This window comes from Candidatus Dormiibacterota bacterium, assembly GCA_035532035.1.
Lineage (GTDB): Bacteria > Vulcanimicrobiota > Vulcanimicrobiia > Vulcanimicrobiales > Vulcanimicrobiaceae > Tyrphobacter.
The window spans coordinates 233,225-249,725 of the sequence record DATKRS010000019.1 but is presented as its reverse complement, the minus strand read 5'-3'; the positions used below and the strand labels follow the sequence as shown (position 1 = coordinate 249,725).

Sequence of the window (16,501 nt, the reverse complement as noted above, 5' to 3'; positions counted from 1 at the left end):
GCGATGTCGGTTGCGATCGTCATCGTCAGCGCGTACGGCGTCGTCAAAGTGATTGAGGCCTACAGCGCGTACGCGGGAAACTCGCATAGGGTCGGGGCACTGGCGGCGCCGGACTGGTTCACGACCAGTTGCGTGGTGGTCGGTATCGCCGCGCAGGCATTGCTCGCATACGCGATCCTCAGTCGGCGAATCGTAGACATCCGCTATTACATCGCTCGCGGTACGACGTTCACGATCTTGCTCGGTATGATCGTCGTAGGTGTCAGTCTTATCGAATTCACCCTCGAGCGGGTCTTCGATGCGCTCGGCGGGGCGGTGCCAAATGTGAAGCTCGCCGTCTCGGCTAGCGCCGCCGTCGGGCTCTCCTTCTTCGCGCAGCGGCTTCATCAAGCCACCGAGCATCGCGTGCAGCACCTGCTGTTTCGCGATCGCTATCATCTTCTCTCTGCGTTGCGATCGTTTCGCGCCTCGATCTATCACTTCTGCGACGAAGGGACGCTCATCGAGAGCGCAAGCAGCGTACTACGTGAACGCACGCGCTGCGATGCGACAGTTATCGCCTTGCGCGATAGCACGGACCGGCTGCGCATAGAAAGTGGTGACGCAGCGGGGACAATCATCCCCGACGACGACCCGCTCGCTGTCGAACTGCGCGAACGCACCGCTCCGGTTGACGCCGAAGGGCTCGGCTCTGCGCTCGGGTCTGGCAGCGCGTTTCCATGCGCGTTGCGCGGGCAGCTCTTCGGCATCGTTCTATTGCGTCGCTGCGCGCAAGCCGAAGCCTTCGCCCCCGACGAATTGGCCGCCATCGCCGATGTGGTCACGCAGATCGGGCTCGCTACGGACGCCCTGCGCGCTGCCCGCCTTCGGGCCATCGTGAACCAGGTGCTGGCAGATCGTCTCGGTATCGGGCAGCTTGAGAGTCTGCTTTCCGCGGAGGAATCCGTGCGCTCGCGCTGAGGGATGCCGCTTCGCAAGGCTCAGCGACCGAAGGCGAAGAGAATCATCGTGAGAACGAGGATGAATGCGATGATCCCGCTTGCGTGAAAGCCGTGAGCGGGGCGAAGTTGTCTTCCCCCCGCATGATAGGCGATTGCGAAATCGGCGAACGAGAGTAGAATTCCCGCCGCCGCCAGGATTATGAGCAGCGGCTCGTCGCGAAAGTAAGCTGCCGCGCCGAGCGCAACGCCGAAGGTGAGATCGCGAATGCCGGCAGCGCGCACGAATCCAGCCGCGGACGCGCCTTCGATCGGCACGCCGTAAACGTGGGCCATGCCATAAGGCTCGACCAGCGCGTAGACTCCCGCGACGATGAGCACGAGCGCCAGAGCGCTGCAAAGGACCAGCAGAGCCGTCACGGCCTAAGCTCAAACGACATCGTCGAGCTCTCCCTCGTGTTCATCACGCTGATCACCTCGATTTTCGTCGAGGCTGCTCTCGCCGTATTTGTCCTCTTCACGCTGGACGGCTTCGCGAGGGGGTAGAGGCTGTTGTTTCTTCGTGGCCACGTCGGGCGGGATCGTCTCGCCATCGTGCTCGGGGCTCGGTCGCCGATCGTCTTTCATGCCCGAGTATACCCGCTGTCCTCGACGCGCACCTCGCCCCGGGAGGAGAACCGTAGCCATTCCCGAGCCGACATTTTGCAGTAGAGTTGGATATATCTATGTAGTTCGACGTTTCTTTCGTGCTCGCGCCGATGTCGGCAGCACGGTTTCCGCCTGAGTGATGAGCTCTTCGCCCGCGACGAGGCCCGTCGCATCCGCGTCGGTGATCGCCTCACGAACGTCGATCTTACGCCCCTTCGCGGCGGGTTTACCGGCTTTCGGATTCTTCTTGCGCATGTGGAACGTCTTACTGCGCCGCTGCAACGTCACCTCCGCAGGTGACGGTATCGTCGGCGTGATGGGAGACGTTCCGCCACCGGTCGCGACCGTGACGGCGTCTTTTACGCGCAGGGCCTTTCGCAGGCGGACAGCCAGCGATCCCCACCCTGAACGGACACCCCCTTGGCTTCTGCACTTTCTCGATAAGTTTACGTTAAGCTCTAGCCGCTTGATAAGGCAAATGGCGCGAGAGACGCTACAATGATGGGTCAATGAGGGGAGCACTTTCTCACGGGTTCATCATTCGCGCTTGAAACCGACGTCGAGGTTCTAACCTGCTGCGCGCTCAACACGCGCGGCAAGACCTGCGGCCAACCGGCAAACCATGCATGCAGCGAGCTGCACCCTCTCTGCCCGAATCACGCGGTCAAGGCGACGGGACGCCGCAAGACGGATCGCCGCTGCCGCGTCTGCATCCAGGAAGGGCGCGTCAACGACAGCGTCAACCTGCGCGATCTCCACGCGAAGTATCCCGCGGACAATGCTGCGGCCAATCCCACACTGGACAAACAGTCCTTCCTATTATGGGAAAGCGATGTCGCCCTAAGATTGAAATGGGTGCTCCCGACGTCAGGAGTGTCATGGCAGCAACTTGACGTCATAGGTGCGTCTCCTACGGAATTCTTTCACGCTAGCAAAGAATCTACCATGCATTCCGATTTACTAGAGGCACTGTCACGCGAGAGTCACGGTTTTCGGAGCATCTGCGCTGGGGACATTTACGAACACCGCACACGCCTCGTGCGCAACGCCGATGGAGCGGTCGCCGGGATAGCGGGAGCATCCTTCAATATGACTGAGCGCTGCACTACTTGCCTTATTGCGACAGCCCTCAAAACCGAGGCCGTGCGAAGGACTTTGACGTTGGCAGGGACCGTCGAGTCGACCAGGCTCGCGGAGTTCTCATTCAATATGGACACGGACACTCTCGAACTAACTCCTGATCTGCGCGCGATATGGGGATTCCCTCTCGAGATCTCGCGCGTGCACTATGCCGACATTATTAAACGTATTCACCCGCACGATCGATGGCGCGTCAAGAAAGCACGCAGCGTAGCGCTTGTTACAAAACAGCCGTATCATGTAAAGTATCGCTTAGTTCGGGACGATGGAGAGGTTCGCCGCATCGAAGCGAATGGAGAATTTATCCACAATGCAAGGGAGCAATCGATAAGCAACATCGGTGCTATCCGTGATATCACCGAACCGGAACGCGCGCGGAAAAGGAGCGCGCACGCCCGGCAATACGACAAGTTAACCAACCTTTTGAACCGTAGCGGCTTTATCAGACGCGTTCGCGAAGCCACCCGCGGCGAGACCTGCGCAAGGGTTGGCGTGGTAATCTTCGATCTCGTTAAATTCGCAAGGATCAACGACCGGTTAGGTATGGCAGCGGGCGATGCCGTGCTGCGAAGCACTGCGTCGCGCCTTCGCACGGTAGCAGATGGGGCGTGGGTTCTGGGGCGCACTGGGGGCGACGAGTTTGCGTGTCTAATCCCCGTCTTAGACCCGGGCGATATCGAGCAAGCAATCGCAAAGATTCAGGAGGCTCTCGAGGAAGCGCTTCTTGTCGAAGGTGAAACGCTTTGCATAAGAGGAATCTTTGGCTCAAGCGTGTGCCCAATCGACGCATGTGATGAATCGCTGGTCGCCAAGGCAAGCCTCGCGCTGAATCAGCAAAAGCTCGAATCCGCTAGTGGGGCACATGCGTTTCGCCCCGAGATGAAGCGTATGTTGGCAGACCGGCATCGCCTGGAAGTTGGGTTGAGGGGCGCGATTGAGCGTGATGAGTTCGAGCTCTACTTGCAGCCGATTGTCGAGGCAAGGACTGGAGCGATTTGTGCAGCCGAGGCCTTGATTCGCTGGAATCACGCGGAGCTCGGCGTCATTTCGCCAAACGTATTTCTTCCCATTGCCGTCAGCGCAGGATTTATGTGCGAGATCGATGCGTGGGTTCTTCGGAGCGCCTGCCGTCTCTCCGCAGCGTTGTGGCGGATAGGGATCCGTTTAAGCTTCAATCTCTCCGCGGCCGGGCTGGTCTCGCCGAAGTTCAACGAAATGCTCGACGATGCGCTGCGCATAAGCGGAGCATCTCCGAGTAACCTAAGTGTCGAGATCACGGAACAAGCACTGTTGAGCGACTACGCACAAGCGCGTGCGGCACTTGTGCTCCTTCATGAACGCGGATTCTCGATTGCGATCGACGACTTCGGAACCGGCTACAACACGTTAACCTATCTGAAAGAGTTTCCGATCGATACGATCAAGATCGACCGTTCGTTCGTTACTGACCTCGAGTTATACCCGTATAGCCGCTCGATCTGTTCCGGAATCCTTGCGCTCGCTGGAGAAATCAAACTGCGCGTCGTCGCGGAAGGCGTCGAGAGTAACGAACAGCTGGAGTTTCTAACGTCACATGGCTGCAGCCAGTTCCAAGGGTCTCTCTTTGGGATGCCTATGCCAAAGGCGGAGTTCATGTCGCATATTTACACAAGGCGCGAGCTAGTATTGTCACGGCGAGGGCTGATGGAAGGCAACCGGCCGGCATGAGCTGGAATCTCGCTACAATTGGAGCCGACATGCTCATTTTAGCACTGGTGTGCTCCGAGGTTACGCAGCGATGAAACCAGCGCCGGTGGTGCTTGCTACGAATGGCCCTGATAGAATTAAAGAATCGTCTTTTGAGGCCAAGATAAGTAACGCAAACTTCCGCAGGATGGTCAGCAGCATTCGGGACGTGCTCTTTAACATGCGGGACGTGCTCTTTGTCGTGGCTCTGGATCCCGCGAGTATGGCGTACATCAGCCCCGCCTACGATACAATCTGGGGAAGGCCGCGCGAAGAGGTTTACGATCGATTGTCAGCTTGGCTTGATTATGTTCACGGTGAGGACCGAGAGGCGGTTAGCGCCTTCTTTGCGCGCTGCATGCAAGGCATGCCGTTGGAAATGGAATATCGCGTGATTCGACCGGACGGAGTCGTTCGTTGGGTTTCTGCGCGCAGTTTTCCCGTAAGAGATGGAAAGGGAAAACTCGTTCGCGTGGCTGGGATTGCCGAAGACATCACCGAGCGCAAGGAAGAAGACAAGGCGCTTGCGGAGACAAATAGCAAGCTGAGCAATGCACTGAAATCAGCGCAGGAGGGAGAGCGGTTCAACTTCGCGATGGCAGGCGTCGTCGATATACTTCAAACATGCCATACCGTCGACGAAGCGTACCCGATAGCGGGCAACGGATTGCAAAAGGCGATTGCGTCAGAAGCGGGCGTGATATTCATGATCGCCGGATCTGGGGACATCGTCGAGGCGGTGTCCGTTTGGGGGGGCACCAACGTGGCATCCGAGAAGGCCTTCAAACCGAACGATTGTTGGGCGCTGCGGCTCGGGAAGGTTCACCGCTTTTGGGATTCCAAGTCGTCTTTGCTGTGCGCACACGTCAGAAAGCCTCCCCCTAACGGCTACGTCTGTGTCCCGATGCTTGCGCAAGGGGTGGCGATGGGAATGCTATACGTGGAAGGCCTGTCGATTCTTGAAAGGGCCTTTCCCGGAAATGTTGCCGATCCGGTAAGACCCTTCTACGGCGAAGCCGTCGCCGCAGCCGAGCGGCTGTCGCTGGCGCTGGCGAATGTCAGGCTGCGTCAGGAACTTCAGCGCGCGTCCATTACAGATCCCCTCACCGGGCTCTTCAACCGTCGGTTCATGGAGGCTTGGCTCGAGCGCGAGATCGCCCGTGCAAGCCGGCGCGGCGATCCGGTTTCGCTGATCATGATGGATATCGATCAGTTCAAGAAGTTCAATGACTCCTTCGGGCACCAAGCGGGTGACGCCGTACTGCGCGCGCTGGGTCGTCTCTTGCAAGAGCGCACCAGAACGCAGGATGTGGTCTGCCGCTATGGCGGAGAGGAGTTTGCCTATATCTTGGGAGGCGCGTCTGTCGGTGCCGCCCGGAAACGCGCCGAAGGCTTGCGCGAAGACGTGAAGCAGCTAAACGCTCGTTATGGCGATACGATTTTGGGTGGTATCACGGTCTCGATGGGTATTGCCGAGGTCCCGTCTCACGGCAGCAACGCAGAAGAGCTCTTCAAGACGGCCGATCAAGCGCTCTATAAAGCCAAGAACGAAGGCCGCGACCGCGTCGTGGTGGCCCCGTTAACCAGGCATCATGCCGAGCCTTCAGAATTACCGGTGGCTGCTTCTCGTTAGGCCACCGTACACTTCCGAAGCCATAAACAGTCTGTTCCGGCCCATTTCAGACGCAAAACTGCGAGCAGAAAAACCTTGATAAATCAAAGCCTTACGGGGCATGGATTTTCTGTTACTCGGCGGTGCCTGGGCCTTGTGTGCGGCCTGCCTCGTAACGATGAAGCGTGTTTCTCAAGCTTGGAACAGCAAGAAGTCAGCTTGAGCCGCAAACTGCGCTGTCATGTGGGCTCCTCAGCTCTTCGGGAATTGTCGCAGCCCTACGATCGATCCGTTGGGGTCTTTGACGCTCGCGACCAACAGACCGTAGGCGACGTCTTGAATCTCTTGCACGACGGTGCCGCCCGCGGCTTCGAGCGCTTTCACGCTCGATGCGATGTCGCTGACCGTCCAGAAGGCAAGTGCGCCAGGGAAGTGTCCCTTCGGAACGAGCCCGATTTCCATATCGCCGCTCCGGTAGCCAACGTATTGGGGCGCGTCGGCGTAGGGATCGGTCCCCGTGAGTTCACGAAAGAATCGCTTGGCTGCGTCCATATCTGACGCCGGATACGTGATGAGAGAGACGTTCATGAGGTTCCGTGCTCCTTTCATGTGTATGACGGACCGAGGGGGGTGAAGTGTGACCAGGTTCGCGTCACATCAAGCGCCGAACGCTCGTCAGAGTAACATGGCGGATTGGTTGACGCACGAGTTTGAACGAAACCGGGGTCATCTGAGAGGCGTCGCATACAGGATGCTGGGGTCGCTTGACGATGCGGAGGATGCCGTGCAGGAAGCGTGGCTTCGGCTGAGTCGGCAGGAGAGCGGCGGCATCGAGAATCTCGGAAGCTGGCTGACGACGGTTGTTGCTCGGATATGCGTCGATATGCTTCGATCTCGGCGCTCCAAGCGCGAGGAGTCGCTCGGGCACATCCCCGATTTCATCGTGGACCGCCAGGACAGCCCTGAAGATGAAGTGCTCATGGCGGATTCGGTCGGCCTCGCGCTGCTCGTAGTTCTCGATAGCCTAACGCCCTCCGAACGACTTGCGTTCGTCCTGCACGACATGTTTTCGATGCCGTTTGAGGAAATCGCAGCGATGCTCGGTCGGTCGGCCGTCGCCGTCCGCCAGCTCGCCAGCCGCGCACGCCGTCGCGTGCAAGGAGCGGCGCCGCCGACTGGCACCTTCGCGCAACGGCGCGCGGTCGTCGACGCGTTTGTGCAGGCATCACGTAACGGCGACTTTGAGGGACTCGTGGCAGTGCTCGATCCCGACGTTGTAATGCGCGCCGACCGGGAGCCGGCCATCCAGGGCGTGCGCGGTGCGCGGGCCGTTGCGTCACAGGCGGTAGCGTTCCGCAATGTAGATTTGAAGATCGAGCCCGTGATCGTCAACGGATCGCCGGGAATCGTGTCTTGGCTTCCCAATGGACAACCGCTATCGGTGATGGGTTTTGTCGTCACGGACCACCGCATTAGCGAGATTTACGTGATTTCGCGACCGGATCGCTTGCGCCAAATACTCGGGCTCTGAGCAGGAAATGGCATGAAGCACAGCACGTCTCAAAAAGGCAAGCCTCCTGAATGCGTCGAGTGCAAAAAAGAGAAGTAAGCGGAAATCCTGAATTGAAGAGTCCCGAGAGCAATCCAAACGATCAGCGCTGGCGTGACGCCGTACTCTCCGATCGCCTCGCGGATACGCAGCGGGTCCCGGCGCGTGTAGAGCTCTTGTATGCGCTTACAGACGGCGAGATTCTGCGATGCGAGGAAGTCGTCGCCGAAGCGCACGCCGTTGAACTCTCGCAGAATTCGCTGCGCCGCAGAAAACGAAGGAGCGATCGAGCTTGATCGTGTCGATCGGATAGAGCTTCAGATAGCTCAGCGTATTGTGCCCGGTTCCGAAATCGTCGAGGGCGACGGTTACGCCGCGACCGTGCAGCCAGGTCAGTACGTCGAGCGCCTGCGACTGGTCGCCTAGCAGCTGCTTCGCGGCCGGGAGGCCCGAGTGCGTTGCGCTTACCGCGCGCGTTGCGGAGCTTGCGAGCGGGCAGAGTCCATTTGCGATCGTGCTCGGATGTTCGGGCTCGCGCGTTCCGGGCTCGTCGAGGTGATCGCGTAGAGGCGAGCAGCAGCTTCGCGAGAAAATCTCGCGTAGCCGCCTACCGATATCTTGCCGCAAAGACTTGGGGAAAACATTGTTCACGTCGACGACACGCCTTCTGTTCTGTATGCTCGCGGGAGTTGCGACGGTCGCCGCCGGGTGCTCGAGCGGATCCGTACCAAGCGGGGCTTCGACGCAATCGAACGCAGTGGCGAATGCGATTCGCAGCGCGGTTTCGGCGATGGCCGCGCCGACGCCGCCGGGCCTCGCGATCGCGGTGTACTATCACGGCAACGCGTATTACTTTTATCAGGGCGTGCGCGCCGTGGGCGGAATGCCGGTCGATCGCAATACGATCTTCGAACTCGGCTCGCTCACCAAGAGCTTTACGGGGATTATGCTCGGCGCATACGTGAACCAAGGGACGGCCGGCGTGACCGCCTACGACCATCCGGTGCGGTGGATCGACTTCGTCGGCGATCCCAATCAAACGGCACCCGCTCCGGTCCAGACGACCTGCGCGCAACCGTCTGCAACGCCCGTTCCACCTGCCGATTACGGCACGGTCACGGCGATGACGTTACTGCAGTTGGCAACGCATACGTCGGGCATTCCGTACACGCCGCCTCCGCCGAACGGCGATATCGTTCCACGGCAGTGCTACTCACCGCAGCAGTTAGTGAACTACGTCGAGACGGGAAGCTTCCCCGCTCCGCCGGCGCCGTGGGTCTACTCCAACGTTGCCTTCGGCATCCTCGGCTACGTCTTGCAGGGCATCAATGCACGAAGTACGGGCCAGCAGGTCGATTGGTACACGCTCGTACGCCAGCAGATCATCGATCCGCTCGGAATGGCACACACGTATGATTTGAACGTGCCGGTTTCAGAGCAGGGCGAATACGCTCAGGGCTATACGTGGGACAACCTCGGCAACGTGCACACGACGTTGCACTGGACCTGGGATCCGTACCCATCGGCCGGCGTGCTGCGTTCGACGGCACCCGACATGATGAAATACTTGAAGCTTGCGTTGGGTCTGCAGGGCCCGGCCGCGATGATCGCAGGAGTGCAAACCGCCGAGAAAATTTGGGCGCACACTGATACGAATCAAGGGCAAGGATTTGCCTGGGAATACGAGCCGCTCTACCCGCCAAGTTCGCTGAGCCCATTCCCGCCGGACGTCATTTGGAAAGACGGCGCGACGGCAGGCTGCTCCAGCTGGATCGGCATGATTGCGCCATCCGCTGGGGGGGCAAGCCATCGGAATCGTGGTATTGACCAATGCGACTCCGGTTGCCGTCGGCGCGCTCGGCCGAACGATATTGCAGACGCTCTATCTCCGCCGTTAGCAGTCCGTCGCAGCGACGTGTGCGTTATTGCAAGCGCGACAACTCAACGCGGCAGTTGGTTGCTGGATAGCGGCATCGACCTTGCAACCTTCGCAGACCTGATGGGGCACTCGAAGCCTACGACAACGTTGAACTACTATGCGCATTCACAGCCTGGTCGCGGGCGAAAGGCGTAGGCGTTATCGGCGAGAAGCTCGCGGCCGCCGAGGCGGTTGACAGGCCTGAGGAGGCTGACTGTTGAGAAACTGTTGATCCAACCCGGGCGATGGCAGGTTTGTGTGGTAAGAGTCCCCGTAAAACCGGGCACGGAGAGGTGGCAGAGCGGTTGAATGCGGCGGTCTTGAAAACCGCTGAACCTTCGCGGGTTCCGTGGGTTCGAATCCCACCCTCTCCTGAGGTTTCCTACACCATGCGTTCGTCCACGTAGCACCAGCGCCAATCTTCACCCGGTTCGAATGACTTGATAATTGGGTGATTGGTGTGTTGGAAATGCTTCGTGGCGTGGCGATTCTTCGAACTGTCGCAGCAGCCGACGTGACCGCATATCAAGCATTCTCGCAGATGCACCCAGCTATCGCCCGTGCTCAAGCACTCTTCGCATCCCTCGGCAGAGGGCGTGACGTCGCGGATCTCGCCCAGGTGCGGGCACGCCTCAGTGTTTGACAAGGCTCGGGAAGCGCACGGCGAGCGTGTGCAGTTTCGGCAGATCGTTGATGACCACGTACGCGTCGTCCGGATGGTGCGCGACGAAGTCTTGATGGTACGCCTCGGCCGGATAAAACGCGCGTAGCGGCGCGACCTGCGTCACGATCCGGCTCCCGAAAACGTGGCGGCGCTCGAGCGAAGCGATCGTGGCCACTGCCGTGTGGCGCTGCTGCTCTGTGGTGAAGAATATCTCCGAACGATATTGGCTGCCGTAATCGGGCCCTTGGCGATTGAGCTCCGTTGGATCGTGCGCGATCAAGAAGTAGACGTCGAGGATCTGCGCAAAGCTGATCGCCGCCGGATCGTACGTGATCTCGACCGATTCGGCATGACCTGTCAAGCCCGTGCTGACGATCTCGTAGTGCGCGGTCGCTGCGCCGCCGCCGGAATAGCCTGCGACGACGCTCGTCACGCCGCGCAAACGCTCGAAGACGGCCTGCATTCCCCAGAAGCAGCCGCCGGCGAGCACGACCCGCTGCGCGGGCACGGGCGAAGCCCAGGCCGCAGGCGTAGCGAGCACGGCGGCGCAGAGGAGCGCGGCCAGCACGAGTCGTTTCATCATCTTATGCACTAGGTCGCCATGCTGCTCTTGTCGACACGGCCGTTGATGCCCGAATAGCATTCCTTCACGAGTTGTGCGGCGAAGTCGGCGCTCTCGCTTTCAAAACGTTTCCAGCGTTGAGCGCAAGCCGATACGATCGCATCGATCTCCGCCTGCTTCTCTGAAACCGGGCGAATCTTCGGCAGGCCCGTGACCATCGCGCCGACTCCGCCGCCGCTTTCGGCGGCGAGGAGGCCGGCGTCGGATGCCTCCTTGAAGGCACTCTTCACGATGCGTTGCCAGGGGCTGAGCGAGTCGGCACCGAGCCATGTGTACACGGCATCGTGCGCCGTCTTGCCGTCGCGCACCGCCGCGAGCAACGCATCGGCGCCCCCGACCTGCGTGCTCTCGCGCTTCTTCTGGATCGTAACTTGCTTCTTCGTGCCGAAGAGGGACTTACGATCCGTCGAGGACATCTCGATCGCGCCGTCGTCCGCGAGACAGATGAGCGTGTATGCCAGCATCCGCGCGCAGAGATCGCCGAAGTTGATCCTCACGTCCTTGACGGGAGCGCGAAGCGAGTTCATCGCTCCGCCGGGCTTCCCGATCTGATCTGCAGCCAAGAACGCGGTAGCCAGAGGAGATAACGTCGTGCTCATGGGTAGACGTTACGACCGTGGGCCGCCTACGTCCTCGATCGCGCGATTCCGAGCGCAAGGTGGCGGAGCCGCACAGGTAGGGGTGCTTGATCGAGGTGCGGTATCAGGCGTGAACGGAGCGGCTCGAGCATCCGAGCCGCGGCCGGAACGAGACACTAGCCGGCATGGATCGCCATCCAGACACCGAGCGCAACGATGATCGCGGATAATCCGACGGTAACGACGTTGCCGGCCAGCGTGTTGCGTCGCTCGCCGATCACGTTGCGGTCGTTGACGAGCACGAGCAAGAAGCCGAGCACAATCGGCAGAACGAATCCGTTGAATGCTTCGATCTTGATCGTCATTTGGATGAGTTGTAACCGCGGGATCAGCACGATCGCCGCGGCGACGAACACGCTCGCTAGGTAGAGCGCGGCAAAGCGCTTCGCCTTCACGCCGTCGTTGAGCGAACAACGCCAGCCGAAGGTCTCGCCAAAGGCCCATGCGGTGGCGAGCGAGACGACGAATGCGCCGAGCATCGATGCCCCCACCAAACCTGCGCCGAGCGTCACGCCTGCAAGCCGGCCGACCAGCGGTTGCAGCGACATTGCCGCTTGCGCGGCGCCGTCGATCCGGATATGGTGGACGAAAAGCGTTGCCGCCGTGGTAACGATTATCGCGCACATGATCGCCTGCGTCAGCACCGAGCCGATGGCGGTGTCGATGCGAGCAAAGCCGATGTCTCGAAGCGTCAGGCCCTTGTCGACGGTGGCGCTCTGCTGATAGAAGATCATCCATGGCATGATGACCGCGCCGATGTTCGACGCGACCAGCATGAGGTATGCCTGATTGCCGAGGGGTTGGCTCGCGAACAGGCCGCGCATGAGCACCGCATGAACCGAAGGATGCGCGGCAAATGCAGCCGGAATGAAGAACAGCTCGATCGCGCAGAGCCCAAGTGCGAAGATCTCGACGCGTTTGTACGATGCGGTGAAGATGACGATCGAGAGCACGACGGCAGCCATTACGATGATCGGCGCACGCGGTAAGCCGAAGATTTGCGCGGCGCCGGCAATGCCGGCGAACTCGGTGACGAGCGCAGCAACGTTGGTGACGAGCATCGTTCCAAGGGATATCCAGGCCCATGTCAGGCCGTAATGCTCGCGAATGAGCCGAGCGTGTCCCTTGCCGGTAACGGTGCCCAACCGCACCGTCATCTCTTGGACGACGAAGAGGGGGACGATGAGTAGCACCTGCAGCAGAATGAGCTTGTACCCGAAGGCGGCTCCGGATGCTGCGGCAGTCGTGATGCTCCCGGCTTCCGTGTCGGCAAGCATGACGACGAGCCCCGGTCCGAGGACGGCCAGAAAGTGCACTAGCCCACGCGGCAGGGTGAGGCGGCGCCGTGAGGCGGCCGCCGCGCCAGCCCGAAGCTCGAGCGAGCTCATCAGAATATTAGGGTAGCCTAATATTCGTCTAAGGTGCTCCGAGGAACGTCACAGCGTTGCTGAAAGCGACTTCCTCTCATCTTCTCAACTCGTTCCAGAAATATTCACGAACGTGCAGCAGCCTTGAGCACACATGGCGACGCTGCGCATGGAAAGGGAGATTGACTGTAGCCAGGAGCGCGCAGCCTCGTCAATTTACGCAGCCTTGGGAGTGCGGGGCTCGAGCGAGGTCACGAAGACCTTTCGCGTCGGTGCGATAGGCCGCGACGTTCGTCTCACGCTCGGAGACCTCGATCGCAAGTCCGACCTATGGCGGATTCCCGTGTCGTGGCAGGTTCCCGAAAGCGACGCCTTTCCGATATTTCACGGCTTCTTTGAGGTTCAGCGGCGGCCCGACGACCGGATCGCCGTCGTCCTCCTCGGCTACTATCAGCCTCCGTTCGGCGCGGCTGGTGCGGTATTCGATGCGTTCGTCGGCCGCTGGATCGCAAACGTGACCGTCTCTCAGATGCTCGATGAAATCGAGGCCACGATTCATCGCGACGGTTCTGCGTCGTAGCCCGGCGCGCCGTACGCGAGGCGGCCTTGGCTGTCCCATGCGGCCAAGATCACGTGTCCGAAGGGCGTGTAATCCACGGTTCCCGCTTTGACGCTCCCGAGAGCACGAATCGCGGCGGGATCGTTCATGAGGAACGCGCGATCGGACAGACGCAACATCGCGCCAGTGGAAAACGGAATCGCGACCACTTCCACGGCGCCCGTCGTTCGCAGGTACCGCGGCGCGCGGAGATCGCGCCGCACGGGCATTTGCATCGCAAGCCACGCTATTCCGACGATCATGAGGCCGCTCGCCAGGCCGACCGCCGTGAAGGCGCCCAGCATTGCGATGCCTTCCCCCGGCGTTCTGTCGAATGCGTCGATCAGCACGCCGACGAAGGCGATCGCGATAGTCAATCCGCCTGCGACGTACAGCAGGCGGCGCCAACCCCGCGCGCTCTGCCGAGCTATGACCGCCGCTATCTCCGGCGACATCGGCATCTCTGCCGTTGACGGCACGCTCTGCGCGCCGGGCGGCGCGTGCGTCTGCACGATCGGCCTGCCGGACCGCACGAAGCTCCATCCCATTGCTAGGACAAAAACCGAGATCAGGAGCGGCAGGACGCCTACGTGTCCGCCGCCCAACTCGGCCATTCCGAACAGGAGCAGCAGAAGCGTGCCAAGGATCAGCAGGACGTAGCCCCAAACGCGCACGGCGTTAGAAACGCCCCGCCTGGAGATCGGCGATCGCCTCCGCGATCTCTTCGTGCGTGTTCATAACGAACGGGCCGTAGCGCGACACCGGCTCGCCAAGCGGTTTGCCCGCGATCAAGAGCGCGTCGAATCCGCTGTCGCCCGCTTCGATCTCGATCGTCCCCTGCGTGTTCTCGATCAGCGCGACTTCGTACCGGTTCACGTGCGCGCCGTCGACGCTCGCGGAGCCGTCGACGGCATGGACCACGACGTTCGAACCCTCGGCGACGCGAAACGCGGAGCGAATTCCCGCATCGAGGCGCAGATGCAGCATCGTCGTCGGCACGACTGTCTCGATCGGCGAACGCCGTCCTTCGAACTCGCCGGCAAGCACGCGCACCCAGCGGCCGTCGCCGCTGACGGCCGGAAGCGCCGCGGATTCGTACTCCTGGTATCGCGGCTGCATCATCTTGCGCTCGCGCGGCAGGTTGACCCAGATCTGGAAGCCGTGCATCAGGCCGCCGTCGCGCAGCATCTCCGCCGTCGGCATCTCCGAGTGGATGACGCCCGCGCCGGCAGTCATCCACTGCACGTCGCCGCTGCGGATGACGCCACGATGTCCGCGCGAGTCTTCGTGCTGCATCGCACCGTCGATGATATATGTCACCGTCTCGAAGCCGCGGTGCGGATGATCCGGCGCGCCGACGGCTTCACCCGGACCGTAGCGTACCGGTCCCATCTCGTCGACGAGCAGGATCGGATCCAGGTACGAGAGCCCTGGGACCGGGAAGGGGCGGTGGACGATGAAGCCGGCGCCTTCCTTCAACTGAAGCGCGGGGACTACTCGGTGCGATGCCAATCGACGGTCCAATCGTCCGAGCGCGTTCGCAACGCGTAGCCGTACACCTTGAGCCGCGGCCAAAGCTGAGCGAGCGGCTCGCGGATCCCACTGCACACGAGGATGGGGATGTCGTTTTCGTACGGCATCGCGTGAGCGTTCGTGAAGACGCCGGCCACGCGCACGTGCGAGAAGAAGCGCCGCGCCTTTGCCGGATCGGCATTCACCTCGATGACCGTGTCACCCGTGTATCCGCGCGGCCCCCAGAGCCAGAAGTTGTTGTTGCCGCTGATCGCGTGCGGCAGGCCGAACGCGGCGCCGTAGACGTCGATCGCACTCGCCTCGCCGAAGTTGCTCGTGTAGATCGCGGCCTGCGCGCGCTGCTGCGGCGGAAGCCCTTGATACACGGCGGCGACCTTCGCGACGAGCTGCGGCCACCCGAGCATATCGGCGTAGTACTGAATCGGCACGGTCTTGCGTGGATCGTCGGGTAGGCCGAAGTTGACGTGCAGCATCCTGCCGACTGCGTTCTGGTATGCAATGTAGTTCGCGAGGGGGAGTACGGGTAGCACGAACGGCACCGCCGGGATCGAGACGGCGATCGCGCCCGCGGCGATCGCCGCTTGGACGGAAGGCCGCGCGCGCGTCCACGCTTCGACGGCGACGGCGCCGGACGCGATGAGGCACGGGTAGATCGCGGACGGATAGTAGTTCTTCGCATCGAGCGCCGCCATCGTGACGACGAGCAGCACGTACGCCCACGCAAGCCATCGCATCGTGGGCCGGCGTGCGAGCGCGACGAGGCCGGCAATCCAGACGATCGAGAGGATCGGGTTCATGATGAGGATCTGCTGGATGAGAAATGGGGGCCCGGTGACGACGAACTGTCCGCTGTCGTTGCGCAGCACTTCCAGTATCGGGAAGCGATGCACGGCTTGCCACACGAAGTCGGGCAGAATGATCGCGACCGCGAGGATGCACCCCGCGAAGAACCAGCGCGACGCGAGCAGGCGTCGCTGCTGCGTGAGCAAGAGCCCGGCGATCACTGCCACGGCGAAGAATGCAACGCTGTACTTACTCCATGCGGCAACGCCGACGATGGTGCCGACTGCCAACCACAGCTTCGGCGATCCACCGTTGACGATGCGCACGACGAAGAGCGCGGCGAGCGGCCAGAGCGCGATCTCCAGCATATCCGGCGTGAGCCGCATCTCGTTTGCAACGAGCACCGGCGCCAGCATCACGACGAGCGCGGTCAGAATTTCCGCGAAGGTTCCACCTCCAAGCTCTTCGGCGAAGAGACACGAAACGTACGCGACGAGGCCGGCGCAGAACGCCGGGATGAGGCGCAGAAGGAAGAGCGATCGGCCGAAGCTCTGCGAGAGCGCGGCGAGCAACGGCGTTAGCGGCGGCTGGTCGACGTAGCCGAGTGCCGGATGACGTCCGCAGACGATGAAATAGAGCTCGTCGCGGAAGAAACCGTAGTGGGGGTTGCCGAGAGCGTGCAGCGCGGTCGCGAGGATCGCCGCACCATAGGGAACCCACGTACGAGCCTTCACGCTCGTACGCTTACCCCAAGAGTGTCCTCGCC

At 61.2% G+C, this 16,501-nt stretch carries 18 protein-coding genes and 1 tRNA gene; 7 read left to right on the top strand and 12 right to left on the bottom strand.

Translation table 11 applies throughout. The features are described from left to right. A partial coding sequence (locus VMV82_06905) for a hypothetical protein (GenBank protein ID HUY41280.1) occupies positions 1-960 on the top strand: 960 nt, incomplete at its 5' end. A gap of 20 nt (positions 961-980) precedes the next feature. Here VMV82_06905 and VMV82_06900 read toward each other — a convergent pair. The 3 genes from VMV82_06900 to VMV82_06890 form a co-directional block, all read right to left on the bottom strand. After that, positions 981-1,358: a DUF4267 domain-containing protein gene (locus VMV82_06900; protein HUY41279.1), complete on the bottom strand. Its 378-nt coding sequence runs from the start codon at positions 1,356-1,358 to the stop codon at positions 981-983. A 9-nt stretch (positions 1,359-1,367) separates the two neighbouring features. Further along, positions 1,368-1,565: a hypothetical protein gene (locus VMV82_06895; GenBank protein HUY41278.1), complete on the bottom strand. Its 198-nt coding sequence runs from the start codon at positions 1,563-1,565 to the stop codon at positions 1,368-1,370. Between the two features lie 96 nt (positions 1,566-1,661). Next, a complete protein-coding gene (locus VMV82_06890; protein HUY41277.1) occupies positions 1,662-1,874 on the bottom strand; it encodes a hypothetical protein in 213 nt (70 codons plus the stop codon). Positions 1,875-2,747: 873 nt separating this feature from the next. Between VMV82_06890 and VMV82_06885 the strand changes: the two genes are divergently transcribed. Beyond that, positions 2,748-4,433, top strand: a complete 1,686-nt coding sequence (locus VMV82_06885; protein ID HUY41276.1) for a GGDEF and EAL domain-containing protein — start codon at positions 2,748-2,750, stop codon at positions 4,431-4,433. A gap of 166 nt (positions 4,434-4,599) precedes the next feature. Then, positions 4,600-6,084 (top strand): diguanylate cyclase, encoded by a 1,485-nt coding sequence (locus tag VMV82_06880; protein ID HUY41275.1) that lies wholly within the window; start codon positions 4,600-4,602, stop codon positions 6,082-6,084. 231 nt (positions 6,085-6,315) lie between these two features. Here the strand turns inward: VMV82_06880 and VMV82_06875 are convergent, their stop codons facing one another. Next, positions 6,316-6,651, bottom strand: a complete 336-nt coding sequence (locus VMV82_06875) for a VOC family protein (GenBank protein HUY41274.1) — start codon at positions 6,649-6,651, stop codon at positions 6,316-6,318. 97 nt (positions 6,652-6,748) lie between these two features. On the opposite strand from VMV82_06875, the gene VMV82_06870 reads away from it, so the two are divergent. Then, entirely contained in the window at positions 6,749-7,594 is an 846-nt protein-coding gene (locus tag VMV82_06870) for a sigma-70 family RNA polymerase sigma factor (protein HUY41273.1), read from the top strand. A 204-nt stretch (positions 7,595-7,798) separates the two neighbouring features. Here the strand turns inward: VMV82_06870 and VMV82_06865 are convergent, their stop codons facing one another. After that, positions 7,799-8,263, bottom strand: coding sequence for an EAL domain-containing protein (locus tag VMV82_06865; protein HUY41272.1), 465 nt, complete (start codon positions 8,261-8,263; stop codon positions 7,799-7,801). Positions 8,264-8,369: 106 nt separating this feature from the next. Here VMV82_06865 and VMV82_06860 point away from each other — a divergent pair, with 106 nt between their 5' ends. Then, positions 8,370-9,686, top strand: coding sequence for a serine hydrolase (locus tag VMV82_06860; GenBank protein HUY41271.1), 1,317 nt, complete (start codon positions 8,370-8,372; stop codon positions 9,684-9,686). A gap of 131 nt (positions 9,687-9,817) precedes the next feature. Next, positions 9,818-9,904, top strand: a tRNA-Ser gene (locus VMV82_06855). Positions 9,905-9,912: 8 nt separating this feature from the next. Here VMV82_06855 and VMV82_06850 read toward each other — a convergent pair. From VMV82_06850 to VMV82_06835, 4 genes are all read right to left on the bottom strand, one after another. Further along, the gene (locus VMV82_06850) at positions 9,913-10,176 is read right to left on the bottom strand and encodes a UBP-type zinc finger domain-containing protein (GenBank protein ID HUY41270.1); all 264 of its coding nucleotides are present in this window, start codon (positions 10,174-10,176) and stop codon (positions 9,913-9,915) included. Next, the gene (msrA, locus tag VMV82_06845) at positions 10,163-10,777 is read right to left on the bottom strand and encodes a peptide-methionine (S)-S-oxide reductase MsrA (protein HUY41269.1); all 615 of its coding nucleotides are present in this window, start codon (positions 10,775-10,777) and stop codon (positions 10,163-10,165) included. Before msrA ends, VMV82_06850 begins: the two co-directional genes overlap by 14 nt. Positions 10,778-10,785: 8 nt before the next feature. After that, positions 10,786-11,415 carry a hypothetical protein gene (locus tag VMV82_06840; GenBank protein HUY41268.1) on the bottom strand — a complete coding sequence of 210 codons (630 nt, stop codon included), beginning with the start codon at positions 11,413-11,415 and terminating at the stop codon, positions 10,786-10,788. A 155-nt stretch (positions 11,416-11,570) separates the two neighbouring features. Next, positions 11,571-12,770, bottom strand: a complete 1,200-nt coding sequence (locus VMV82_06835; GenBank protein ID HUY41267.1) for a divalent metal cation transporter — start codon at positions 12,768-12,770, stop codon at positions 11,571-11,573. Positions 12,771-13,053: 283 nt separating this feature from the next. Here VMV82_06835 and VMV82_06830 point away from each other — a divergent pair, with 283 nt between their 5' ends. Continuing rightward, positions 13,054-13,401: a hypothetical protein gene (locus tag VMV82_06830; GenBank protein HUY41266.1), complete on the top strand. Its 348-nt coding sequence runs from the start codon at positions 13,054-13,056 to the stop codon at positions 13,399-13,401. Here the strand turns inward: VMV82_06830 and VMV82_06825 are convergent. The 3 genes from VMV82_06825 to VMV82_06815 are packed head-to-tail and all read right to left on the bottom strand — an operon-like array spanning position 13,377 to position 16,469. Continuing rightward, positions 13,377-14,093: a hypothetical protein gene (locus VMV82_06825; GenBank protein HUY41265.1), complete on the bottom strand. Its 717-nt coding sequence runs from the start codon at positions 14,091-14,093 to the stop codon at positions 13,377-13,379. The genes VMV82_06830 and VMV82_06825 overlap by 25 nt on opposite strands. 4 nt (positions 14,094-14,097) lie before the next feature. Then, positions 14,098-14,898, bottom strand: a complete 801-nt coding sequence (locus VMV82_06820) for a pirin family protein (protein ID HUY41264.1) — start codon at positions 14,896-14,898, stop codon at positions 14,098-14,100. A 14-nt stretch (positions 14,899-14,912) separates the two neighbouring features. Further along, the gene (locus VMV82_06815; protein HUY41263.1) at positions 14,913-16,469 is read right to left on the bottom strand and encodes a glycosyltransferase family 39 protein; all 1,557 of its coding nucleotides are present in this window, start codon (positions 16,467-16,469) and stop codon (positions 14,913-14,915) included. Positions 16,470-16,501 lie beyond the last annotated feature (32 nt).

Bases quoted from the DNA above. Each gene is read 5' to 3' on its own strand.
- VMV82_06895 (HUY41278.1), bottom strand. From the start codon at position 1,565: ATGAAAGACGATCGGCGACCGAGCCCCGAGCACGATGGCGAGACGATC.
- VMV82_06880 (HUY41275.1), top strand. From the start codon at position 4,600: ATGGTCAGCAGCATTCGGGACGTGCTCTTTAACATGCGGGACGTGCTC.
- VMV82_06875 (HUY41274.1), bottom strand. From the start codon at position 6,651: ATGAACGTCTCTCTCATCACGTATCCGGCGTCAGATATGGACGCAGCC.
- VMV82_06870 (HUY41273.1), top strand. From the start codon at position 6,749: ATGGCGGATTGGTTGACGCACGAGTTTGAACGAAACCGGGGTCATCTG.
- msrA (HUY41269.1), bottom strand. From the start codon at position 10,777: ATGATGAAACGACTCGTGCTGGCCGCGCTCCTCTGCGCCGCCGTGCTC.
- VMV82_06840 (HUY41268.1), bottom strand. From the start codon at position 11,415: ATGAGCACGACGTTATCTCCTCTGGCTACCGCGTTCTTGGCTGCAGAT.